The following is a 24,746-nucleotide window of genomic DNA, read 5'->3' on the forward strand; positions in this document are numbered from 1 at the left end:
GGATGGTTTACATCGGTTATTTATCCCAGCTATCGGTACGGAACGGAGAAGCGGGTAATCCAGCATCGTTATAGAGTACCAAATCCGGGTTATCGGCCCATCCGTAACGCACTGCGACGGGTGACGGTACTTCTTTGGCAGATACGATCAACTTATTTCCGACCTGTTTGACTTCTGCAGGATAAAAGACCTGATCGGCACCAGCAATAGTAAAGCTAGCATTGCGTTTATCCGCTCCTTTCAGCACAAGCTTTTTGCCCATGGGATTAAAGCTAAGTTGCATTTTTCCAGCTTTTGTCGTCCAATGCGCGAGAACCGGGCCCGAATAAGGGATTTTTTTGCCATACAGCTGCGCTGTTGCGATCCAGCCAAGCCTTCTACCGACATCCTGCTTATTTTTGGGGTGAATATCCTGAGCATCGCCGATATCCGTTATAACAGCCATACCTGTATAAGGCAATTTGAGTGTTTGGCGCTGCGCTTCCCGTAATCTCGCCCAGGAAGAAGGCTGCGGTGTTAAACTTTTCGCCTTAAAGTTGGCCAGTTGAACAAAATAAAAAGGCATCTTTTCATTGTTCCATTGCTTGCGCCAGTCCTGAATCAGTGCGGGCAGCAGTTGCTGATAGGGAGCGTCTTTTGAATCCACGTTACTTTCTCCCTGGTACCAAATGGCGCCTTTTATCTTAAAATCCACAAAAGGCTTCACCATGGTATTGTAGAGCACAGTAGGCCTATTAGGGCCTTCCAAGGCGTTAGGTTTTGTGGGCAGCTTCGCCAGATCATAACCCACTTTGCATTTCCAGTCCCCCACGAGAGATAGCTGTTCGCCATTTGGTCCTTCCAGTCGTGGCTGTTCCGTACCACCATATATTCCGCCATCGCCGGCTCCGTCAAATACGCGAACAGCAATATGCAATAGGCTGCCATTGTTGGCTGTTGCAGGAACAGTATATTTCCGAATCTGATCGTAGCCGACAGTTTCGCCCACCTTTGTACCATTGACATAAGTGATGTCGTTGTCATCAATTGCTCCCAAAATCAACTTAAGAGGTTTACCTTGCCAATGTGCCGGTAGTTCAACGTCTTTGCCAAAATAAACGACACCATCCATTCCTGGAAATAGGTTACTGTCAAAAAAGCTCGGAATTGTAATCGTAGACCAGCTGCTTTTATCCAATTGTGGCGCAAACCACTCGCCCTGCATTGCTGTCTTCACCTGATCCTGCTGTTCGGCGACGCGATTCCATTCGGCCAGATCTTTCGCATAGATTTCCTGTGCATCCGGACGTTGGATTTTCTCAATGGCCGCCGTATAGGTTGAAAAAGGTGAAAGTGCCTCCCGGCTCATCCAGGCTTCAATGATTGTTCCGCCCCAGGAAGAGTGGATCAGCCCAATGGGAATGCCTGTTTTCTCGTAGATTTCCCGTGCAAAAAAATAGGCCGTAGCCGAAAACTCCGGAATACATTCTGGTGTCACCGGATTCCATCCACCAGACTCCACCTTCACTGCTGTGGTAGGTTGATTGGCCGTAGCTTTTGGAATCTGCAAAATACGAATATTGGGAAAGTTGGCTGCTTTGATTTCCTGCTCAAAGTTATTGATCTTACCCCAGCCCGCTAGGGGCATTTCCATATTTGACTGTCCTGAACAAAACCAGACTTCACCGATCAAAATATTCTTTAGAATCAATTGATCACCATCGTTGATGGTAATTTGGTAGGGTCCACCGTATTTTGGCGTCTCCAGATAGACTTGCCAGCCTCCTTGCTGATCGACCTCAACCTGATAGCTCTTGTTGTTCCAGCTGGTATTTACGCTAAGCTCCTTGCCCGCTGCGGTACTAGTTCCCCAGATCTTGACCTTTTCTTTCTGCTGTAGTACCATATTGTCGCCAATAAAAGCAGGCAGCTGTACCTTGGCCTGTAGGACAGAAAATCCACTGGCAACGCTGAGTAGCAGGGCCAACAAAGTCCGTTTATACTGTTTAGGTTTTATCATGATTTTTGAGTTTGTTGCTCCATTGGGTTTATACATTTGGCGCATCCGAAGTCCAGACTGTTGGAGTCAGCGCTTCGGATATGCCACCCTTATTTTTTTTAAAGTGCCGATATTTTCAGTAAAACACTGGGACGGTTGCTATTCAGGTCTGGATTTACGCCAACTTTCATCAGGTAGTCGCCCGAATAGGTTTGTCCCTGGCCTAAGCTCGACTTGGTTCCCGGATACAAGTTGATTTCCTCCACCCGATATTGCTTTTGGGCATCCAGTCCTTTTAGACGGACAGGATCGGTTGTTCCGATACCATAGCGGTTATTGACCAGGTAGTTGAAGACGACAGCTTCTGTTTTTTGGCTATTCACGTAGCTAAGGGCGGCAAAGTCACCTTCACGTGGATCGGCCAGACGATACTGCTCTCCGTGCCATATTGTCCCTTTAAGCGCGTCGTAATTCTTTACCGCCTGCTGGCAGAATAACAGATCCTGTTCTTTCAGGTGGCTCACCACAATATCAAACCCCAGTTTGCCCATCATGGCTACATCCGTGCGGAATTTGAGGGACTGTTTTCCCCAGTCAGTCACATGGTTTGAAGTGCTGATTGCCGGGAAAAAGTACGAATACTCGTACTGCATAAAAATACGCTCCAAAGGGTCTGTATTGTCCGAAGGCCAAAATTCGGTAAAGTACCGAAGTGCCGCATAGTCCACACGACCACCCCCGCCCGAACATAACATCATCGGCACTTTCGGATATTTCGAACGTATACGTTCAAGGACTTTATACAGTCCTTCCACATACGAGATATAGAATGCCCCCTGATCCTTTAAAAATGCAGAATGCGCATTGTAAATAACCGCATTGCAGTCCCATTTGATATATGCCAAAGATGGATTCTTGGTAAAAAGATCATCCAGTATATTAAAAACAAAATCCTGCACCTTGGGGTTTGTCAGATCCAGGATCAACTGATTGCGGAAGTAATGTTCTTCCCGCTGTGGCTGTTTGACAACCCAATCCGGATGTTGTTCATAGAGTTCGGATTTGGGGCTAACCATTTCAGGTTCTACCCAGATACCGAATTTAACCCCCTGCTTGGTTGCTTCTTCCACGAGTGTCGCGATACCATTGGGCAGTTTTGTCCGGTTTGGTTGCCAGTCTCCCAGACTGGAGTGATCGCTGTTACGCGGATATTTATTTCCAAACCAGCCGTCATCCAATAAAAATAGATCTACGCCTAGTTTCTTGGTATCCTGGAGTAAACCTTTTAATTTTTGTTCATTAAAATCAAAGTAGGTCGCCTCCCAATTGTTGAGTAAAGTCAGGCGTTCGCCATTTCCATCCAGCAGCTGATATTTACGGGCCCAATTGTGCAGATTTCGGGAGGCGGTGCCTTTTCCCTTTGTCGATAAGGTATAAATCAACTTGGGTGTTGTAAACTCCTGGTTGCTGGCTAATTTTACATTGGAAGCATAGTTATTTATTCCGGCGATGATACGTAGGTTATTGAGGTAATCCACTTCAAAATCCACCTTAAAATTTCCACTATACCCCAGGCTTGCCATCAATACTGTTCCTTCATCTTCGGATGCAGCCTTACCCAGTGACACCATAAAGGAAGGTGGCTGGAATAAATTCGCCCGTGTTCCGAGCTTACTGTCCAGCACTTTAATGCCATGTGTTAACGGAGCCTCGTCCACCTGCATTTCTTTTGCCCAGTCGCCATGGTACTGCCGTAGCCAATACGCGTTGGAGCGCAGGGTGAGGTTGGCCGAAGCAAATTTTTCCAGCGTGACGACTTTCTTTTCCTTATTTTGGATGGTTGCCCACTGTTCAATGATATCCTCATTCAAAAACGATTTGTAGTGTAAAACGACATAAATATCGTATACCAGATCTTTTAGGGTAATATCAAGCTGTTTGACATTCGCATCAACGTTTTTCACCGCATGCTTTTCATAGCGTAGGTCCAGGGAGCGGTTACCATCGGCATGAACGACACTGATGGCCGGTTCCAGTAGGTTTTTTGAACCTGAAGGGGTATAAGCTGCGTTGGAGAGGCCACTATAATCTGTCAATTGCCTATAACCGCTTGCAATGGTCGAGTACTCTTTTGAATCACTCAATTTTTCACCGTAATAGAGCATTTTCAGTGTTTTCGTGGAATCGTACTCCAACACGAGGGCATTCGATCTGGTTTCAATAGGAATCTGTTTGGACTGCGCCTGTGCCTCCAGATGGACAAGCCCCTGGGTCATCAAAAGCCCGAGTACAACATGTTTAAAATGATGGGTTGGCATATATAAATAGATTTAGGATTTGTTTACGAACTTGACTATTTTGTTTGCTTTCAATTGAATCTTGTAAAGGTATTTACCATTGATTTCCTGCTGTGGGCTTAGACCTGCCAATTGGGAAGGACTCAATACCTGAATCGTTTGATCTTGCGGCGAAGAAAGGCTGAGCTGCGTAATGCTGCCGTTATTCCATTCCATCATTTCAATGTGTATATTGCCCCGGGCTTTGAGCCCCTTGACCGTCCCGGCCGACCAGCGATCAGGCAGTGCAGGAAGTAATTCCAGCACATCCGTTTGCGATTGCAGCAATAGTTCACTCACAGCAGCCACATAGCCCAGGTTACCATCGATCTGAAAGGGTGGATGGGCACATAAAAGATTGGCATAAACGCCACCGCCATTGTTGTAATCAATACCATCGCCGCCAACGAGGTTAATGAAATTGGTCAGGATTTTATAGGCGTGATTCCCATCCTGCAAGCGGGCCCAAAAAGCCACCTTCCAGGCCATAGACCAACCCGTGGATTCGTCGCCACGCGCGGTGAGGGTAACTCGTGCAGCTTTGGCCAGTTCCGGTGTTTTTAAAACAGAGAATTGGTTACCGGGATAAAGACCAAAGAGATGGGACACATGGCGATGCTTATCCTGTGGATCATCCCGATCCGTTTCCCACTCCTGCAGCTGTCCCCATTTGCCGATTTTGGGTTTGAGCAGCGCATCGCGAAGTGCCGTGATATGTTTACGGTAATCGGCGTCCAACTTCAAAATTGTGCTTGCCTGGATGTAGTTGCTAAAGAGATCGTAAATAATTTGGTGGTCATAACTCACGGCATCCTCGGTCGGACCATGTTCCGGCGACCAGCCTTTTGGCGCCACCACAGTTCCGTCTGCTCTTCGAACCAGACGATCATCCCAAAACTCACTTATTTCTTTTAAAATCGGATACGCAAATTCGCGTAGGTATTTCTCGTCTTTGTTAAAGGCATAATGTTCCCACAGTGCCTGCGCATACCAGGCACTTCCCGGCGTATTCCAAAGAAAGCTCTCCCCACCAAAAATATTATTTTCGGTCTTTACAGTCCAGCCCCTGACGCCCGGAAATTCCTTTTGTGTATTTATTTTTTTCACGGCACGCATGCTATTGATATAATCGAGGTAAGGCCAGGCCGACTCACTCAGATTGGCCACTTCCGCAGGCCAATAATTCATCTGCACATTGATATTGGAATGGTAATCGGAGCGCCATGGTGGATTGTTGCTGTTGTTCCACAATCCCTGCAGGTTTGCAGGCAAACCGCCTTTTCGGGAAGAACTGATCAGGAGATAACGTCCATATTGGTAGACCAGTGCTTCAAGAGCTGGGATCGGCTGTTTTTTATAGGCCTCCAACAGCGCTTTTGTTGTTTGCTTACTGTCCAGCTGGCTATGGTCGAGATCAAGCGCCACCCGGTTAAACAGCGCTGTATAGTCTGCAAGGTGCCGTGCCAACAGCTTATTTACGCCATATTTTTCCGCTTGCTGCAGATTACGTTCATTGACCTTCATCGGTTCATCGGCCGACTTCCATTTGGTGGCCCGAGTATTAGCATAATCAGTTGCGGCACTCAGCAGCAGAACAAGGCGATCGGCAGATTTTACGCTAAGGACAGCCCGACCTTTTTCATCTGTTGTTCTGGAAAGTGAACCACCTACGACCTGCACACGTACCTGTGCGGCATAGCGCATACCATTGTCGAGCATTCCCTGAAATGCAAGCTTACCATCCGCCACCTCTACCGCCTGCCCATGTGCATCCTGAAGTACAATCTGGGCATTGAATTCACCTTTTTTACTGTTTGTATACTCAAATACCATAACCTGGTCGGGCTGGCTGGCAAAATAGCGCCGGTTGATCTGCTGTCCATCCTGCTGATAGGCTATTTCATGCAGCCCTTTATCTAAGTTTAACTTTCGGCTGTAAGAAGAATACGATGAATCGCCCCCTTGTTCAAAGCGAACAAAAAGATCACCAAAAGCCTGGTAGGCCCCTGTTTCCTGTTCATCACCTGTCCAAAGGCTATTTTCATTAAATTGAATATGTTCTTGCTGTACACCGCCAAAGATCATGGCTCCTATTCGTCCATTTCCGATCGGATAAGCTTCGGTCATCCAATCTTTTGCAGGTCGATCATCCCATAGATAATACCGTTGGGCGTAGGAAGTGCCAAAACAAATGGTCAAAAGTATTAAGAGAACGTATTTCATTTTTGTGTGCATCAACATAGCGGTTTATACGATTTTATTGAGCAATGCCCAAGGGTGAAAAAATAAGATAGATAACAATCATCAGGACAATCAGCATTGCCCCCACGCCATAGCGGCCTTTCCAATAGGCTTCTTTATGCTGGCCGGAAAATTCAAATTGATACGTTGACCGATAATCAGGTTGGCTCAATTTACTTCCTCCCCAGATAAGCAGTGAAATCAGCAAAAAAAGCACAGCGAATAGATGGAGATAATGCAATTCTGTTTTCCAGACAAACACCAGAAAAAAATAACTGAACATGTACAAAAACAGCCCAATTTGTGCCATGCGCGGTGTCACACGGCGGGATAAGATCCCCAAGATCATAATGGTGAAAATGGGCATATTAAATAAACCCGATACGGTCTGCAAATAGGTATAAAATCCATCGTGGGCAAAAAGGATAAAAGGGGCAATAAACATTGCTGAAATTGAAATGATCAATTCGAACAATTTCCCTTTTCGCACCAATTCCTTTTCACTGTATGGTCTCTTTTTATAAGCCAGATAGGGTTTGTAAATATTAAAAATAAATAAACTGCCGCAGCTTTGCAGCCCGGCGGTGTACGTTGTCATCGCCGCACCAAAGACCAAGGCCAAGGAAAAACCGATCAGGATATCGGGGAAAATTAAAACAATAAGTTTCGGAAAAACAGAAGCCGTAGGCTGTACGTGCGGCAACAGATGCACCGCCAAAAGCCCCGGCAGATTGATCAGCAAGGGCATAAGGAGCTTACCACCCGCAGCCAAGGTCATCCCTTTTTGGGCCTCCTTTAAATTCTTAGCACTTAGGGCCTGCTGTGCAATATAGGGTTCCATCCCCCAGTAGTAGAAATTGATCAGCAGCATCCCGGTAAATAAGGTCGAAAATGGTACCGCATCATGCTTTCCGCCAACCGCATTAAGGTGTTCCTTTTTTTCATGCAGTAGCTGCGCCAGGCCAGACCAGACATCCCCAGCCCCCAGGTGCCAAAGCGCAAAGACAGGAATGAGCACCGCAAGTAAAAACAGACATAAACCCAAACTTAAATCCGATAAGGAGATCAGCTTGAGACCACCCAAAATACTGTATAAACTACCGATCACGCCTAAGGCCCATACCAGCAGCCAGATGCTCTGCCAGTACGTAATATGCAAAAGCGCCGGAACATCAAACATGGTCGCCAGGCTCAAGGCTCCACCGTACAATACAGGAGGCAGCAAATTGACGATATAACCAATTAAGATGAGGATCGAAACCAGCATTTTTGTTTTGCTGTCAAATCGCAGTGCCAAGAAATCCGGAACCGTCCGAAAGCCATGCTTAAAATAAATAGGCAGCAGAAATTCCGACACCAAAAGCATGGCCACAACCGAACTAACGCCCCAGCCGATGACTGAAAGATTATTGATATAAACCGATTCGTTTTCACCTATAAACTGGTTGGCGCTCAAGTTTGTCAACAGCAAGGCCGAACCTACCATCCAAAAGCTATTGCTCTTTCCGGCCAGAAAGAAACCATTAAGCGTGGTGGAATAGGTGGTCTTAAATTTCCATAAAGACCATAACGCAACCAAGCCAGTAAAAAGACAAAAACTAAAAATTATCATCGTAAAACTTCCTTTTTTATACCGAGCCTCGATCCGCCAACGTTGTCGGCACCACTTCCCGAATCACTGTTCTTTCGAGCACAAACTTGGCGGCTTCGGAACCAATCCGTGCAAAACTCGTCGAAAAGGTCGTGATACCACCGCTGATAATCTCCTTAATGACATCATCATTATGGGATAAAATCCCCAGATCCTCACCCAAAATCCAGCCCTTTTGAAGCACCTCTTTTAACATCTGATAGAGCTCCGGATTATGAATGGTAAAATACAGTTTCCCCTTTTTTAGATCGCCCACATGGTATTGCTTTTCGATACGTCCTTTTAGCTTATAGTCTTTCAGAAAGCGTAAGAAAGCATTTTTGATTTCATTGGGTTCGGCTGTATTCTCCCTAAAATAGAAGATCACTTCCTTATACTTTTTGATCTTTGGATGGAGCTCTTGAAACACGGCGTAAGTCGCTTCTTCAAATTCCTGAGCGACATAAGAATATTCTGCACCCAGATCCATCAGCCGATCGATAATCAATAGTTTTGATACCGGAATGTTGCGTAACAAACGCTCAGAATCGGCATTTTCAATCGGCGCGACAATATATACTGTATAGCGACCTTGTATTCGGTTAAAGATATCCTCAAAGGTTTCCATATTGTTGTGATGGAAAAAAAGATCGACCGTCACTTCTTCCGGAAGATTGGCCCGTAATTCAGACACCAAGGTATCCTGAAAAGTATCGTAAGCATATAGCAACACGGCAACTTTCTGTTTCAACTGGGTGTTATTGCTGACGACAAAATATCCTTTTCTATTTTTGGATTCCACCACGCCATGGGCGATCAGGTCGCGGTAAGCTTTGGCGAAAGTTTCCCGAGCGTAGCCGAGGTATTGAATCAGGTTATTGACGGATGGTAAACTGGAATGTACCTCCAATTCACTGGCGTCAATGGCATCCAATACGCCCTGCACAATACATTCATGTTTCGAAAGCCCGTTTAAAGCTTCCAATCGTTTGATCCGATCGATCAACGCTTTAAACTGTTCTTCTTTGGTTATCTTCATATGTTATTATTAACTAAAGAGCAATCTTAAGTAATTTTGCTCCTGCTTGCTCAAAGGCAATGGAATTTTTAGCAGTAAATTCCTGCGCTGTTTTTTCAAATAGCTCCACGGCCTTATATGTTGTATTTGGCATCAGGCCAATCTGTTTAAAATCTATATTTATCGTTGCTGGGGCTGTATGGTAATTAAATACCGCCACATACAGCGTTTTTCCTATCTTTTTGTAATAATACGTATTTGCCGCTTTTCCTTCGACAAATCCTGCAGGACGGAAGCTTTTACCATCGGCTATAATTTTTAAAATTTCGGGATCCTGCAGATAGTTATTCATCTTAGGCTGCCAGTTTTCTTTCTTGGAGAGATCGTCGCCAAGGATAATGGTGCCCGTTACCACACCTGAAAGCAATCTGGCCTTATTCACTTCTGGGCTTTCATCATGAAAGACAAGATGGTCGGCATCGATAAAATCATAAAGATAAGTTTGCCACCAACCGTAGCTCACACTATTTAAAGTATACTGTGTTTGGTCGATCGTCTTCCAGGCGTCGCAGGCTATCCTGCGCATGTGTGCAAATTGAGCTGTCGCCAAGGAAGGTGAAATCGCAGCATAGATCAACATTTTACCTTGGAGTACGTCGACGAGATGTTTCATCCCCACAGCATAAGCCTGCATACCCGTCTGAATTTTTTGATCGTAAAAACCTGTGGATTCGATTGCTGCGTGAGAAAGAAAATCAACTTTGATCATACGGAAACCACAGTCGACCAATTTCCCTAAGATTACATCCATACGAGCCAACGTACCGGGATGCGTCGGATCAAGAGCCCGACCGCCATCTAAATTGTGGTAGCCTTTTTGGGTTTTGGTCCAGAGCTGTCCGAAGGTAAACTGGCTCCCCTCGGCTTTGCGGTCGGGGCCACTTCCATGCCCCCAATCCGTGAAGGGTGCCCAATAAACACCTGGTTTAAGTCCCAGGGAGTCACAATAACGTACAAATTGTTTCAATTGTGTATAATCTCCAGACATCCCTCCCGGCGTCATATTGTCCCAAAAGGAATCCAAATCAATAAAGGCTTCACCATCAGCGTTGCGGAAATAAGGAATGTCCTTGGCAAAATAGTCTGCGGTGCCCGTAGCATTCTTAAAATTCAGTTTTTCCTGGATTACACCCCAGCTGTTCCAACCAACAGGTGTTGCTCCTTGCCAAGATTTCACATAGGCCGGCGATAGTTTCCGATGGATCTTGGCATAGTTTTCCAGTCCAGTACGCCAATCCTTGTCACAGGATACCAGGTATTTTGGGGAACGGATCACATCGCCTTTGACGGCGCCATGCGCCATGGAATCACGTGTGATATTCACATCCGTAAAACCTGCCCTTACAACAAGGTGACTGTATTGCCCCTGTGCTCCCTGGATAGCAATGCCCGATTTCCAAACAGATTGATCCAATGAACCAATCAAAAGACCTTTGCCGCTGTCCTTATCGTACACAACACCAACCTCGGCGCTACTCTTACCATTCATCGCCAGAGCATTATTCTCATAGGAAATAAAGGTATCGTTATCAAAAGGAACCGCCAGCTGATACAAGGATTTTCCCAGGCCGCCAACCGAAGCATTTGACCAGACAGGCACAAGTTCATTGCTAGCCAAATTTTTACCCTTAACTTCCAGTTCCAGGATAACACCATCTATCCCGTCGTAGAAATAAAAACGCTGCAGCAATGTGATGCCCTGCTGGGTCTTAACCGAAATGGTATACTGCATACCTTTGCCCAAATTGTCCTGGATGGGCTTTTCGGTCACGCTGCGGGGCCCTGTCAATTTATCCGTACTAATTTTTTGTCCATTAGCAAGCGCCAAATAGGCACTTGCTTGTTGTATATAGGCGACTTGATCTTTACTTAAGGAATACGTTCCATGCGCTTTATCGTACGTTAATGTTATCCCGTTTTTCCTGACCTGAAAAGGCTGCGCGGATACCATGAAAGTACATAGCATAAAACTTAGTGCGAAAATAACTGTCTTCATTCTGCTTGATATTATTGTAAATTGATTTGAAACGCGTTAATCTTCATGTAATGGTCGGGTTGAAAATTGACCAGCATCCCTATATTGACCGTCACCTTTTCTTTGATTTCAAAATAAACACCATCTGATTTAACATCAGCATGGGCCATTGCCTGTTGAATCTGCTCAAGATCTGGAATGCCGCTGTTTGCTTTGCTAACAACCAGTTTTGCTGGCGGTTGATCATAATTTGTCCAGGATAAGTTACAAAAAAAACGATATTTACCGGGCAATAAGGTTACTTTTTGCTCTATTTTTCCATTTACGATAGCCGGAGCCCCCCAGCCGGCTTCAATGTTGACTACACCGCCATCGTCCGATCCAAAACCACCGTAACCGTTGTGGTTTTTCATGGCGGCATTGGTGATCCAATTGTCCAAAACTCCCCAGCGGTTACCGTCATAGACCGTCGCTGTAAATGGTGTTTTGTAATTCTGCAGGTACCAAGGCGTAATATTATCCCTTTTTATAGCCAATTTGGTCGATTTGACCATAAAGGTATCAATCGCCGAACTATCTGGTCTGAACACCGTGCGATAGGAAACTTCGGCACCCGGAAGATAGCGTTGAAGACCTATCTTTTCATCCTGATTTTTAGCGCGCACGACGGTATCTGTGGTGCCACCATCCCAATTTCTATACGCTATACGCAGTCCATCAAAGCCCATGGTTTCTGATACATTTTGCAAACCCAATTGCAGTTGCTGTCCAGCAATAAAATTCTGTTCGAGTACCACGCGTTGGTAAAGCCCTTCGCGATAACGATCGCCATACACATTCCCCACCACATAGGTCGGAACAGAAAAGCGTCCTGCGGCATCCACACTACGAATTTCTAAATTTATGGGCCCTTCAGGCAGTTTGTCGATTAAATAACGTACGGTATCGACCTTACCCGTCAGTTTGACCGGTATTTTCATCGAATCCTGCTTACTGTTCCAATAGATACGTAGCTCAGAAACACCCGAGGAAGCCCTATAGACCCCTTCTACCTGGATACGGTATTTTCCCGAACGAACTCTAATCGAATCCAACTTTGCCGGGTAGATAATTGCTTTCCCATCCGTGTGCTCGGTAAACTCATCCATTTTGGAACAAGCTGCCAACAGCGCCACGATAAATAAGGACAGCAATACGATATATCTTTTCATAACTTTTGCTTTTTAAATTGATTAATAAACGCCCCAAACCTGAATCTGGTTAATCTGCATAAAATAACTTCCCCGCCAATTGCGCAGATTGCGAATGCGCAGGTACTTGTATTTCGGAGCATCTTCCGGTAGATCAAATGACCATCCGGCAGTACCATATACTTCATCGGCATTGGTATTTGTTCCCGACGGTGTTCCCGATGGCTTACGGACTGTACAGGTAGCCAATTTGGTCCATGACTCCCAAGAGCCATCCAGATTCGGCGTATTGCTTCCCCAAATCTCAAAATCACGTAAATTGCCCTTATCGTAGAATCCGTTTTCCCTTCTCGGAAAGATTACAACACGACTTAGTTTTGCTTCTCTCCCGATCGAGAAAGTCACCGATTGTGGTATCCCGGCATTCTCTACCGTATAAAAGCTTGGCCATTTGCTCGTATTGAGATTGCCATCCCATAGATTGTCCATGGAGCCATAGAGGATTTGCGCATCCCCCGGCAAACGTAATGGCGTAAACAATTGCCGGTTAAACAGATTTTCCTCCAATGGTGTAATCGAAGTGTAGAGCGTATCGGACTTATTTAACCAGCGATCACGGACATAAAATGCGAACTTCATTTCTTTGGATTTCAATCCACGGACATTATATAGGATAATGGAATCCTGTCCATAATAATTGTCCAGGGGTAAGTACTCCCCATTGTTGAGTGAGTCTACCATCGGTACGATCACCACATTTCCTTTTTCCTTATTGGTTGAGGTAATGCGGATACCGCCAAAGGCAGCCGTTACCTTCATCTCCCCAAACACCAGGTTAAAGATCGGCGTCTTCGGTTCCACAATCACATCTACGGGATCCGACACCACCTCAGCTTTGCTCACTGCATACAGTTTAACGGTTTGCGGTTTGGTATCCGGAAACCCATCAATTAAGATTTCATTGGTATAGGTAGACGATTTGACGACACGGGTGGCACCACTCGCCATCACGTATTCAGCTTTGACATAGAGTATATTGTCATTTTCCGGAAGGCTGTAATGTATCGTTGCCTGTCCATAGCCATTGACCACCGACGGATGCTGTACCGTTCCAGGTTTGGTCTGGTCGTCCTCCATTAAGGTCCAGCCTTTTTCCTCTTTACAACCGAGTAGCAGAAAAAGCAAACCGGCCATGACATAGATACTATTGCGATATATTCGTTTTTTCATGATTTTCTTCAATTTAATACGCTAATTACCAACCTGGATTTTGTACCAAATTTGGATTGACCAACAGATCGCTTTCTTTAATCGGCCAAAAATAGTCTCTCGGTGCCACGAATCGTTGTTGATAGAAGGTTTGTTCCTGATAAAAAAGTTCTGGATGATCCTTATCCTGATTGCGGTCCCAGCCTGTGATATTTTTGTTGAGCTCCTGCGCAGCAAGTTTCCAGCGCCGCAGATCCCAAAAGCGGGAACCTTCAAAGCTCATCTCAATATTACGTTCACGTTGTATGATTGCACGGAGTCCTTCTTTTGTCGTCGGTTTGGCGCTATTGAATGCATATTTTGCCCAGGATTCTTTCACCCCTTCCAGACCGGCGCGCTTGCGAATTTTATCGAGATAGAGGAATACATCGGCTGCAGGGCCCTCACTTTCGTTTAAGGCCTCGGCATACATCAGATACAGGTCGGCAAGCCGCAGCATAGGCCAAGGATACTCTTCGATATGTGAGCTGTTTCCATCTTTAAAGGCAAATTTCCAGTTGACCAGCTTTTTTGGATAATAAGTTGTGATCGGCACAGAAACCCCACTGCCAAATAGGCCCAGGCGAAGCTGCGTCGTCCAGGTATTTTCGTCTGTCTGACTTGGGCTATTTTCCATGTACCAAACCCCACCATCGAAGCCTACATTGGCGTAGAAACGATTTTCACGGTCAAAATGCAAACGCGCTGTTCGGTAGTTTTCGATGTTGTTGAAGCGTTCGTCATGCGTTCCGGCACGCAATTGATTTTTATTGCTAAAATCCAGGGTTTTGTCTTCATCCATCGGCACCCCATTTTTCGTATAAAACTGTTCAATGATTTTGATTGTCGGGGCCAAGGTACCGTTGACGCTGTTGTTGCCGGCATTATTTGGGTCGATGTGGGCCATAGATGAGTACTGCAACTGCCATGTCCTTGATGTTGGATTTCCCCAAATGATCTCGCGGTTCCATTTTTCCGTCACAGCGTTACGGATGCTCATCTGAATCATGGTGGTATTGGAGAGTGGACGTACAGGTTTTGGAAATTCGTACAATGTCATTCCCAGCTCCTCACAGGCGGCAATCGCTTCCTTTGCGGCCTGCGCTGCTTTACGCCACTTCTCTGCCTGAAAGCTCGGATTAAAAAATAAGGTGCCGTCCACATTTTTAAAGGTCGCATAGTCTGCATTGCCATTAAATAACGGACTCGCTGCATATAACAGGACTTTTGCCTTGATACCTAAGGCAATCGGTTTGGTAATACGTCCCAGATCGGTTACGGGCGACTGCACCGCACTTGGCAGCTTACTTGTGGCTTCATCCAGTACCTTCACAATATAATCAACCACTTGGTCGATCGGTTGACGTTTTACCTGCGTCTCTTCGATCGGGGCAGTAACCGGTACATTGACATCCATAATGGGGATAGGGCCATAATGACGCATCAGCATAAAGTGGTAATACGCTTTTAAGAACAGGACTTCACCCTCCCAGGTGTCACGTTCATCTTGCGTCATATCGCGTACCTTTTCCGGATTTTGAATATTCTCCAAAAAGATATTGCAGTCCCGAATGGCATTGAACATATATCCGTCCCAATAATTGACATAAGGATTAGTGACACTTTGATTGCCACGGGCGATGTTCCAGTTTGTCCCGTTGATACTCCGCGTTGGGTAATCCAACCAAAACTCATCGCCTGCCATAAAAGCGGGATTTATAGTCGGTTCGCCATCATTGGGCAAATAAGAGTAGCAGGTTGCCAAATATTTGATGGCTTCACTGCGCATGGTAAAGGCATTGTCTATTGTCGGGGCGTTGTCGGGTACAACATCCAGATAGCTGCAGGATTGAAAAAACAATAGACCTGACACCATCATCGCTTTAAATACAGTTAATTTTTTCATGATACATTGTTTTTTATAATCCCACATTGATACCGATATTGTACACCGCCTGAACCGGGTAACCCAAACCATCACCACCCATTTCAGGATCCCACATTTTAAATTTGCTCCATACCGCGAGGTTCAGGGCATTGGTATAAATGCGGATATTGGACATCTTCCAGCGATCCAGGATTTTTTTTGGTACCGTATAGCCCAATTCAACAGATTTTAGGCGAAGGAACGCACCATTGCGCATCCACCAGGTCGAAAATTGATTGTTGTTGTTATTGAATCCGTCGGTCAATCGTGGCCAAAATGCACGGATATCCTGATTATCTTCCGACCAGTGACTATCGGCCACCTGTTTTAACAGCCCATTTTGATAGGGGCCATTGATGGCGAAAGGCGTGATATTTCCGGGATTGATAAAGAAAGAAGAGCGTGCAGAACCCTGTAAGAAAGCACTCACATCAAACCCTTTGAAGCCGACCGTGAATCCCATACCGTAGATAATTTCAGGATCGGTAGGAAAACCGATAGGCACTTTGTCCAGATCAGTTATTTTGCCATCACCGTTAATGTCACGGTATTTGATATCACCGCCCATTGTTTTCAATGCGCCACCAAAATTTTGCAATGGCGAGTTATCGGCTTCAATATCATCCACAAACAAGCGTTCGGCGATCAATCCATATTGCTGTTTAATCGGATAGCCCAAATGCGTTAGGTAAGATAAATTAGCTGGATAATTTGGTTCCTCATTAGTCAATAAACGATTGGTCGCATAAGTCATGTTGCCGCGCAACTGCGTCCACCAGGTGTTTGCAAATGATTTGTTATAATCCAAGGCCAGGTCAAATCCCTTACTCTCCGCTTTACCCATATTGGATTGAATATCAGCCTGAAAACCTGAAGTCGTCGGAATGGTGGAGCGTACCATTAAGATATCACTTCGCTTGGAGTTATAATAATCAAAGACAACTCCCAATCCATTTTTAAGGTTCAGGTCAAAACCAGCATCAAATGTTTTGGCACGCTCCCAGGTAATATTGGGATTGGCATAACGTGATATGGAGTAACCTGGCCGGCTATAATCCCAAAGGTTTCCCCAGGAGAAACCTTTCCCAGGATCGTTGGGATTGACCTGCGATAAATAGAAAAACCGATCACGCTCATTACCGATCTGATCGTTACCCACCAAACCATAGGTTGCGCGCAATTTTAGACGAGATACCACCGGTGTGATAAACTCAAACATCGGCTCTTCCTGGAGGTTCCAGCCTAGCCCAAAAGAGGGGAAAAATCCAAATCGTTTATCTTTGGAAAAGCGCTCGGAACCGTTGTAACCAAAGTTTGCTTCAAACAGGTATTTATTTTTATACGCATACGTTGCGCGTCCAGACACACCAATGTTACGCGCTGGCAGAGAAGCCTGTAAATTGCCCCCGTTTGCTGTCTGATAATTGCGCATGATACCGATGAGCATACCCGTGATGTCGTGATCCTTTCCAATGGTCCGGTTATAATTGACTGCGAACTCGCCATAGGTCGTTGTATTCTGTATCCGGTCCCCTTGACTGTAGTCGAGGTATTCCGTTCCCTGGTTTTCATTCAGCAAACTCAATACCGTATTGTTTGTACCCGGTATTTTCAGCAGATTATAGTAGAAAGGTTCAAAACTTCGCCGTACCGAAAAATACGAATACCGTTGTGTATAAGCCATTAGACGTGCTGAGAGGCCTTTTGTGATAAAGTCAAAGTTCTGTTTCAGCTCCAGTTGCACATTGACTGTCGAACTATTGTATTCCTGAAAGCCGTTGACCATCTTGGCATAGGGGTTATTGTACAAGGTCTTTGTCGTCGGTATAAAGTTATTTCCGAAGAGCGGATGGGTTGTAAACGGTGCGTAAGAAGCTGGATAGACTGCCGGAAACATCACGGGATTGGACCAGATCGCTTCTTTGAATACCCGTTGCCCCCCATTGATCAAATTTCCCCAATCGTCGTAACCACCGATGGGGCCCTTATAATCGTCAAACTGTGCGGAAGTACGGATAATTCCAATGGTTGTCGGCGTAATATTTAAGGTAATATTGGATCGTATCGAATAATTTTTGAGGTTAATATTATTATCAAAATTATTACCACTTTCCGATTTCAAAATTCCCCTGTCATTGTTAAAAGTACCCGCAACATAATATTGTGCGAGGTTACCGCCCCCGGTGACGTTAAAATTGAAACGCTGATTGTTGGTATAATCTTTAATCAATTGATCGATCCAGTTATTGTTTGGATAAAGTAAGGGATCGTCTCCCCTTGCGGTATGATCGATTTTATTTTGGTCATACGGTAATGTTCCTCTCGGGTTACGTGTCAAAACAGCTTCATTGGCCAAATTCATATAGGTAATATTATCGGCAAATTGGAAGTTTCGGGTATTGGTAGAAATCGAGTTTTCAAAACGTGCATTAAATTTTGCTTTTCCGACAATACCACTTTTGGTATTGACCAGCACCACACCATTTGCACCTCTGGCACCATACAATGCCGAAGCAGCCGCATCTTTCAGCACCGAAAAACCAGCAATATCATCGGGCTGAAGCCGCGCCAAAGCCGTTGTATTCGATTCCATCCCATCGATAAGGATCAGGGGGTCTTTCTTTCCGGCGCCGAAGGTCCCGACACCGCGAATAAAGAACGAGGCATTGTCGTTGCCGGGTTCACCACTGCGCTGATACGCAATTAAACCCGCTACCCGACCCGCCAGCATGGTGGTCAGATTGGAGGTAGGGCCTTTAATTTCTTTTGGATTGATCGAGGTGATCGAAGCGACCATACTCGTTTTCTTTTGCGTGCCGTATGCGACAACGGTCACCTCATCCAGGTTCGAACTTGATGAGGACAGAAAGATGGTCATACGATTGGTGCTGGTGACCTGAACAGTCTTGCGGTCGAATCCGACCGAAGTCAGGACAAGCTGATCGTTGAGGTGCACGTCTTTGATCAGGAACTGTCCCTGAGCATCCGTTGATACAGCAGTACTTTTTCCCACAAAAGCGACTGTAACATTGGAAATAGGTAAATGTCCGACGCTATCCAATACAACTCCTCTTAATTCAAATGATTTGGACTGCGCATTTGCGAAGCCCGCTAACAGAAGAAAAAGGAAGACAAGACTACATCGCTGCCATTTACAGATTTGGTAATACATGTGGTAGATCATAAATTGGTCTTCTTATAGATTGGTTATTTGTTTGTAGTACAGCGGCTAGTAATCTATACTATTCTATACTACTATACAATAGTAGAAACATTTTCCGACATCCACAAATATTTTTTCAAATAGTAGGTTCTTATCCTGCTAGCTATCTTATTGAGCCGCTAGTCACTAGGCGGAAATCGAAAAAAAATAAAGCGGGATGTACTATCATGGTTGATAACACATCCCGCTTCGTCAATAATTTAGAAAATTTTGATCACAAAAAAAGGTAGGCCTAGCCTACCCTTTTGTCAATGAGTGATGATATTTTAACGTATGATTGAGTGAATGTGCGGTCTGCCGGGCATCGTCCTGATAGGACGATAAATCTTGGCAGGCGCTGATATCTGTTACATCCACCTTGTTTCTTACTTTGCTGATGACCTGATTTAATTCCGATTTCCAGTTGCCTGGATCTCCAAAATCGTCCACCCAATTTTTGTTGATAAACTTTTTGTAGTTCAAAAGCAAAATATACAATTCCTCACCACTACCGGCGCGATTGATTGACGTGCGCCAGTTCTCTAATTTTTCTTTAAAACTCATAACCAGCAATATACAAAAAATATACTGCTTTACCAAATAACAGGGCTTACATCACCGATCATTGACCTCGGTATGACAGAATACGTATTTTTTATTTGTTTCAATAATGCAACTAAACTTTTACCCTTATATTGCAGTCTCATCAACAACATACACTAGCAAGAATACTTACATTTCATTTTAGACCGAACGCGATATGATACTAGCTATTTCTTTTAAAACAATGCTCGCCCTTCTTCTGCTTGGCTCTGCCAGCGATGTCTATGTTGATAATAGCAAATACGAAAATAACGGTGCCTATATCCATCAAGACCAGTTGGGAGACGGCTATGCCAAAATTGGCGGTCGTATTTACTATCGTGGTAAAGAAATTGTCAATGCCAATGCCGGTTCTTTTCAGTTTTTAGGTGATGGTTATGCAAAAGACACCTGGAAAGTCTATTTTCGGGGGGCAGCTGTAGCCGATGCAAGTCCTTCTACTTTTCAGTCACTGGGTGACGGTTACGCTAGTGATGCCTGGAAGGTCTATTTTTATGGCAGATCCTTATCGAATGTGACAGCCTCTTCCTTCAAGACGCTGGGAAATGGTTACAGCAAAGACGCATGGAAAGTCTACTATTTGGGCAAAGAAATTGCAGGAGCCAACTCCTCCAGCTTTGAAAACCTCGGTCGGGGTTATGCAAAAGATAATTGGTCAAGCTATTATCGGGGCGAAAAGAATGATAAGCCTACAGCGACTTCCTTGCAGTCTCTCGGAGGGCAATATGCGAAGGACGATTGGTCTGTTTTTTACCGAAATCAGAAAGTGGAAGAGGCTTCTGTTTCAACCTTTGAATACCTCGATGACGGTTATGGCAGGGATGCCTGGAATGTGTACTATCGAGGAGTAAAAGTTAAGGATGCCTCGCCATCTACATTTAAAGCGCTTGCGGGAGGTTATGCAAAAGACGCGTGGACCGTTTTCTATCGCGGTCAGGAGTTAAAAGGGGCAAGTGCTTCTACTTTTGAATACGTAGACAATGGCTATGCACGCGATGCCTGGAGTAAGTTTTATCGTGGAGAAAAGATGGATTAATTTTATATAATAATGGTATTCATGCCGACCATTCCGGCCTTGGATTTAATCTTTTCAATAAGACCACAATAGATCCAGTTGCGCAACAAGAATTCATTGAACATCAGCCATTCCGCTGAAAGATAATATAGCTGCGGCAAACTATGATCAGATAGCGGTCAGGTTCTACTTTTAGACAGTGCTTGTTCAGTGCTTGTTCAGTGATTGTTCAGTGATTGTTCAGTGCTTGCTCAGTGAAGACTGAATAAGCACTGACTGATTACTGTCTAAAAACCGATTGAAAATTGTTTTTAGGTATACGTTGGTAACCGTATGTTTCCATTGATCTCATAATTATATGCTGTAAATACAAGCAATATTTACGGCAAAGAAAACGGGGAATAAATCGTTTATTCCCCGCATAAAATATGCTTTACATTCGTTTAAGGATTAATGACCAAACTGCTCCCCAGACCGGACATAAATACAGGCCCTATATTTTGGGCTTTCAGCAGATCGCGGTGTTTTGTATCCAGTTTAGGAGCTCCCGCATCTGCGGCTGCCGCAAATGGATAATTCCCCACAAAGGCACCCAATACAGGGCTGCTGTTTGATGGCTCATAGATGCCATCTGTTGTCAGTGTGTACTGTGGATTAACTCGGGTAAATCCAGCCGGCAGCTGCTGACTTGTGGGTACATCGAAAACAATGTTTCCCTGATAAACAAAATTGACCGGTTGATCGGTAAAGGTTAACATCGTTGATTGAGCCGATTGGGACACCACATTATTTGCAATATGCCCATCCGTTGGGGGCAATGTCCGGTTATTTCCGCCTTTTCCCGAACCAATATCAAATGACTGCTTACATTTAATCATTGTATTGGCCACAACTTTCACCCGCTTGACTTGAAAGTACCCGCTTAAGGGCGAATTTGGTACACCGTCCATAATCGCCAACGCGGCTTTTTGCCCCGTACCGGCCATATTCTGGAAGTAATTGTTATAGACCAAATGGTCTTCACCTATGATACGAATACCACCGGCAGCACTATTGCCATTACCGACAAAATAATTTCCATAAACGGCAGATCCATTACCATGTCGCAGGCATAAGGTTCCCTGACTTTCATAAAAATAGTTGTTGCGGATCGTATCGGCCCCCATCTTATTGGATATGATTTCCGTTTCGCCGTTACAGCGCTGAAAGATATTATCTTCAATGGTTGTCAGCGCACTGGTCATCGACCAGTCGCTGGTGCCAATGCGGATGGTTTCACCGCCATTGTCAGGTACCGCAGCACGCTCCCCAAAGAAGTTATGATCGATGCGGTGTTTCATTGGTTTACTGGTCCCCCATACAACCATGGTCGGGCCTTGATGGATTTTTCCTTTTAAATAGCAGTGGTCGACCCGATGGTAGGAACCATTGATCGATACCCAACGATAGTCGGTCGTCGCTGCCGGCGGATTATAGTCCACAATCGATGTATTGGTAAGGCGACAGTTTGAAGAGGATGAAGTAAAATCCACCACATTTTTGCCTGTCGTATACCCTTCCTGGAATACGAGTCCGTCCACAACAAGCCACTGTCCTGTGATACTAACGGATGAGGTACCTTTCATGATAACAGCTCCACGCTGCTCTGCCATCAGTACAATGGGTTGCTGTTTTGTTCCCTGCGCACTGAAGGTTAATTCCTGATCTGTCCATTGCCCGGACTTCATAATAACCGTGTCTCCGGGCTGTAAGCTCAATGCCTGAAGATCTGCTGCCGACTGAATGGTGTGGCATTGCACACAGGCAATACTGTTTAAAGTGAGTTTTTCGGCGGGCGATTTCTCACAGCTCGTTCCTACCGCCAATAGCAGCAGAAGTGAAGCAATAACTGAATTCTTTTTAATCATATTTAAATTTGTTTAAAAGGTTCTTTTGTTAAAGTGCTCCCGCAAATGGATAAACGGTGGTATTTCCTTTGCTGCCAAAGACATGAACCACGCCGTTGGTTACAATGTATCCCCCGGACCGATTGGTTGTTTTATTGTTAATTTGAATCGGCGCCAAATCACTGTTATTGACCAGGCGTAAGACCATCAGCCCTTCCTGATCAAAACCTTTACCTTCATTCATGTAGCCCAGCAGCGAACTTTTACTGGCAACAGTATTGGCAGGAAGCATGGTCTTTGCTTTGGTGTTTTCAATGGTCAGCTTATCAAAGTTGTAATTCCCTTCCAGCATAAGGTAAAGGAAATAATTACGGACATCTTCTTTACTGTAGTCTTCCCATTTTGTCGCCGGTCTCGTCATTGGCTTGCCTGTTCCGTCCACCCCGGTCACAACTGGAAAGTCAAAAAAGAGGCCTGCAGTTACTTTTTTCGTTTTCACATCCCAGGTCTTTATGCCATCATTATGCAAAAAAATAAAGGTTCGATCTGTCTTTTCAAATTCTTCCAAAGGGATACCAGCATATTCTAAGCCTTTCCGCATCCATTTGAAAACCGTATCTGTTGGATTTTCCACTGTTTCGTAAGATCGGTTCTCCAAAAATTTTCGTGCACTTATCCCGATATTGGGATCTAAAGTTTTATGTTGGTAATCGTAATTTTTTTGCAGTTCCAAATCGAAAAGTGAACAACTTGTCATTAATAGACTTACTACGATGATAGCGCTATAGGTCCATTTGGTCTTAAACATTCTTTTCATGACGCTCTGATTTAAATTCTTCTATTAATCTGTATATCCGGGATTTTGAACCAATGATTTATTGGAGTTTAGAACATTCCGGTGAATAGGCCAATACACTCTGTTTGTTGGATCTAAAAATCCAGGTTTTTCCAAATTACCCGCTTCTTCCTGTCTACGTTTTAAGATGGGATCCATCACGTCCTTTACACGTCCGGTGCGCACCAGATCAAACCACCTTTTACCTTCACCAAAAAGTTCCAGACGACGCTCCTCCAAAATCGCCGTTTCCAGCTGGTAGCTTGTCGCAATAGTGGCATCATTTGCATCATATTGTGGCAGGCGCGCACGCTTGCGGACAAAGTTTAAATATTTCAGGGCATTGGCGCGATCACCCAAGCCATTCAACGCTTCAGCATACAAAAGATACATGTCACTCAGGCGGTACATGGTTAAATAAACTGGAAGTGCCTGGTTTGTCACAGGCCATGGATCAGCTTTGGTTGGGTTCGCATCCGTGGGATACCACTTGATAAATCGATCTCGCTTGTTGCTTGGCAACCCAAAATAGACATCTAAAGTCTGCTGTGGCCTGATATCAGGACTCGGCGAAGTGGTCGTCTGCGGCTGAAACCAGCTTGCCCACACCCCTTCATCGACGACAATCTGCTTGTTGTTAGGCGACCATGAGGTCTGCATACAGGCACAGCCATTTTTTAAGTAGTCCCAATGGATGCTCCAAATCGTTTCTTTACTGGAAGTTGGATTGACAAAAATAGTTTTCCAGCTTGCGCCATCCTGCAAGTTGCTTTCATTGGTTCCGGCATAACCTACACCCGTAGGAGACTTTGTCAAAAAAAGACGTGTTATCCATTTTGTCGCATTTTGATAATCCTTTTTCCACATATATACATCCGACATGATCGCACATATTCCTGCCCCTCCGATGGTCCATAGGGGGTTTTTCGCATCTTTATCGACCAGGGAATAGGCTTTTTCCAGATCCGGTATAATGACCTCGTTCAATAGCTTATCTTTCGGTTCACGTGGACTGGCAGCGGGCTGCTGCACATCCTCATAGGGTTCAAGCCATATCGGAGCATCGCCCCACACACGGACGAGATAGAAATAACACATGGCTCGAAGGGCATAACACTGCGCCAGATAATCCTTCAGCATCTCCGGAGTGATACGGCTATCCAGTTCTGCTGCCTTTGGAATATACTTGATATTGTTATTGATACGCCCGATGGCGGTATAGAGCCCGCTCCAATCTGAAAATTGATTGGTTGGCGTAAGGCTATTTAATACGATCTCGTCCACATAGTCTTTGGTATAGCTGATCGCCCGGTCAAAGTTATCGGCACGATACTCGCCCCAATACAGGTATTTTTCGAGGTAATTGTCTTTGTTATCCTGATAATTACCCTTACCAACCATTTCGAGCTGAAAGGCGCTATACATTCCAGCAATTGCGGCCTGCACATCGTATAAGTTTTTATAATGCTGATCCAGTGCAACTTCGGCCAGCGGTTTCTCTTCCAAGAATTTGTTACAGCTTCCCAACGTAGCTGATAGCAGTAACAGTGCTAAGATCTTTGTTTTCATGTCAAAAATATTTTATCTATCCCATCCTTCAGA

General features: G+C 44.9%; 15 protein-coding genes. 1 reads left to right on the forward strand and 14 read right to left on the reverse strand.

The window, feature by feature from the left end:
* Nucleotides 1–16: 16 nt before the first annotated feature.
* The 11 genes from AAH582_RS19210 to AAH582_RS19260 form a co-directional block, all read right to left on the reverse strand.
* On the reverse strand, nt 17–1,999 hold the full coding sequence (locus AAH582_RS19210; RefSeq protein ID WP_343319733.1) for a sialate O-acetylesterase: 1,983 nt from the start codon (nt 1,997–1,999) through the stop codon (nt 17–19).
* A 98-nt stretch (nt 2,000–2,097) separates the two neighbouring features.
* Nucleotides 2,098–4,296: an alpha-galactosidase gene (locus AAH582_RS19215; protein ID WP_343319735.1), complete on the reverse strand. Its 2,199-nt coding sequence runs from the start codon at nt 4,294–4,296 to the stop codon at nt 2,098–2,100.
* Between the two features lie 12 nt (nt 4,297–4,308).
* Entirely contained in the window at nt 4,309–6,537 is a 2,229-nt protein-coding gene (locus AAH582_RS19220; RefSeq protein ID WP_343319737.1) for a glycoside hydrolase family 95 protein, read from the reverse strand.
* A 34-nt stretch (nt 6,538–6,571) separates the two neighbouring features.
* Complete coding sequence (locus AAH582_RS19225; RefSeq protein ID WP_343319738.1) at nt 6,572–8,167, reverse strand: solute:sodium symporter family transporter; 1,596 nt, start codon at nt 8,165–8,167, stop codon at nt 6,572–6,574.
* A gap of 16 nt (nt 8,168–8,183) precedes the next feature.
* Nucleotides 8,184–9,224, reverse strand: a complete 1,041-nt coding sequence (locus tag AAH582_RS19230; RefSeq protein ID WP_046675013.1) for a GntR family transcriptional regulator — start codon at nt 9,222–9,224, stop codon at nt 8,184–8,186.
* Between the two features lie 13 nt (nt 9,225–9,237).
* Complete coding sequence (locus AAH582_RS19235; protein ID WP_343319741.1) at nt 9,238–11,259, reverse strand: alpha-galactosidase; 2,022 nt, start codon at nt 11,257–11,259, stop codon at nt 9,238–9,240.
* Between the two features lie 11 nt (nt 11,260–11,270).
* Nucleotides 11,271–12,449: a DUF4998 domain-containing protein gene (locus AAH582_RS19240; protein WP_343319743.1), complete on the reverse strand. Its 1,179-nt coding sequence runs from the start codon at nt 12,447–12,449 to the stop codon at nt 11,271–11,273.
* 21 nt (nt 12,450–12,470) lie between these two features.
* The gene (locus AAH582_RS19245) at nt 12,471–13,658 is read right to left on the reverse strand and encodes a DUF5000 domain-containing lipoprotein (RefSeq protein WP_046675010.1); all 1,188 of its coding nucleotides are present in this window, start codon (nt 13,656–13,658) and stop codon (nt 12,471–12,473) included.
* 25 nt (nt 13,659–13,683) lie between these two features.
* Nucleotides 13,684–15,582, reverse strand: coding sequence for a RagB/SusD family nutrient uptake outer membrane protein (locus AAH582_RS19250; protein ID WP_343319745.1), 1,899 nt, complete (start codon nt 15,580–15,582; stop codon nt 13,684–13,686).
* Nucleotides 15,583–15,595: 13 nt separating this feature from the next.
* A complete protein-coding gene (locus tag AAH582_RS19255; RefSeq protein ID WP_343319747.1) occupies nt 15,596–18,787 on the reverse strand; it encodes a SusC/RagA family TonB-linked outer membrane protein in 3,192 nt (1,063 codons plus the stop codon).
* 276 nt (nt 18,788–19,063) lie between these two features.
* Nucleotides 19,064–19,369, reverse strand: coding sequence for a hypothetical protein (locus AAH582_RS19260; RefSeq protein ID WP_046675008.1), 306 nt, complete (start codon nt 19,367–19,369; stop codon nt 19,064–19,066).
* A gap of 196 nt (nt 19,370–19,565) precedes the next feature.
* Here AAH582_RS19260 and AAH582_RS19265 point away from each other — a divergent pair, with 196 nt between their 5' ends.
* Nucleotides 19,566–20,444: a DKNYY domain-containing protein gene (locus AAH582_RS19265; RefSeq protein ID WP_343319749.1), complete on the forward strand. Its 879-nt coding sequence runs from the start codon at nt 19,566–19,568 to the stop codon at nt 20,442–20,444.
* Nucleotides 20,445–20,866: 422 nt separating this feature from the next.
* Here the strand turns inward: AAH582_RS19265 and AAH582_RS19270 are convergent, their stop codons facing one another.
* Genes AAH582_RS19270 through AAH582_RS19280 form a run of 3 tightly spaced genes read right to left on the reverse strand, consistent with a single transcriptional unit; the run spans nt 20,867 to nt 24,713 of the window.
* On the reverse strand, nt 20,867–22,330 hold the full coding sequence (locus AAH582_RS19270) for a polysaccharide lyase 6 family protein (protein WP_343319751.1): 1,464 nt from the start codon (nt 22,328–22,330) through the stop codon (nt 20,867–20,869).
* A gap of 28 nt (nt 22,331–22,358) precedes the next feature.
* Nucleotides 22,359–23,126, reverse strand: coding sequence for a hypothetical protein (locus AAH582_RS19275; protein WP_343319753.1), 768 nt, complete (start codon nt 23,124–23,126; stop codon nt 22,359–22,361).
* 24 nt (nt 23,127–23,150) lie between these two features.
* Nucleotides 23,151–24,713: a RagB/SusD family nutrient uptake outer membrane protein gene (locus AAH582_RS19280; RefSeq protein WP_343319755.1), complete on the reverse strand. Its 1,563-nt coding sequence runs from the start codon at nt 24,711–24,713 to the stop codon at nt 23,151–23,153.
* Between the last annotated feature and the right edge of the window lie 33 nt (nt 24,714–24,746).

The sequence above is a fragment of the Sphingobacterium multivorum genome, assembly GCF_039511225.1.
Classification (GTDB): domain Bacteria; phylum Bacteroidota; class Bacteroidia; order Sphingobacteriales; family Sphingobacteriaceae; genus Sphingobacterium.

What these genes read in the sequence shown, in the direction of transcription:
- AAH582_RS19220 (WP_343319737.1), bottom strand. Translation starts at nt 6,537, where the DNA reads ATGAAATACGTTCTCTTAATACTTTTGACCATTTGTTTTGGCACTTCC.
- AAH582_RS19265 (WP_343319749.1), top strand. Translation starts at nt 19,566, where the DNA reads ATGATACTAGCTATTTCTTTTAAAACAATGCTCGCCCTTCTTCTGCTT.
- AAH582_RS19210 (WP_343319733.1), bottom strand. Translation starts at nt 1,999, where the DNA reads ATGATAAAACCTAAACAGTATAAACGGACTTTGTTGGCCCTGCTACTC.
- AAH582_RS19280 (WP_343319755.1), bottom strand. Translation starts at nt 24,713, where the DNA reads ATGAAAACAAAGATCTTAGCACTGTTACTGCTATCAGCTACGTTGGGA.
- AAH582_RS19240 (WP_343319743.1), bottom strand. Translation starts at nt 12,449, where the DNA reads ATGAAAAGATATATCGTATTGCTGTCCTTATTTATCGTGGCGCTGTTG.
- AAH582_RS19245 (WP_046675010.1), bottom strand. Translation starts at nt 13,658, where the DNA reads ATGAAAAAACGAATATATCGCAATAGTATCTATGTCATGGCCGGTTTG.
- AAH582_RS19275 (WP_343319753.1), bottom strand. Translation starts at nt 23,126, where the DNA reads ATGAAAAGAATGTTTAAGACCAAATGGACCTATAGCGCTATCATCGTA.
- AAH582_RS19215 (WP_343319735.1), bottom strand. Translation starts at nt 4,296, where the DNA reads ATGCCAACCCATCATTTTAAACATGTTGTACTCGGGCTTTTGATGACC.
- AAH582_RS19255 (WP_343319747.1), bottom strand. Translation starts at nt 18,787, where the DNA reads ATGATCTACCACATGTATTACCAAATCTGTAAATGGCAGCGATGTAGT.
- AAH582_RS19225 (WP_343319738.1), bottom strand. Translation starts at nt 8,167, where the DNA reads ATGATAATTTTTAGTTTTTGTCTTTTTACTGGCTTGGTTGCGTTATGG.
- AAH582_RS19230 (WP_046675013.1), bottom strand. Translation starts at nt 9,224, where the DNA reads ATGAAGATAACCAAAGAAGAACAGTTTAAAGCGTTGATCGATCGGATC.
- AAH582_RS19270 (WP_343319751.1), bottom strand. Translation starts at nt 22,330, where the DNA reads ATGATTAAAAAGAATTCAGTTATTGCTTCACTTCTGCTGCTATTGGCG.
- AAH582_RS19235 (WP_343319741.1), bottom strand. Translation starts at nt 11,259, where the DNA reads ATGAAGACAGTTATTTTCGCACTAAGTTTTATGCTATGTACTTTCATG.
- AAH582_RS19250 (WP_343319745.1), bottom strand. Translation starts at nt 15,582, where the DNA reads ATGAAAAAATTAACTGTATTTAAAGCGATGATGGTGTCAGGTCTATTG.
- AAH582_RS19260 (WP_046675008.1), bottom strand. Translation starts at nt 19,369, where the DNA reads ATGAGTTTTAAAGAAAAATTAGAGAACTGGCGCACGTCAATCAATCGC.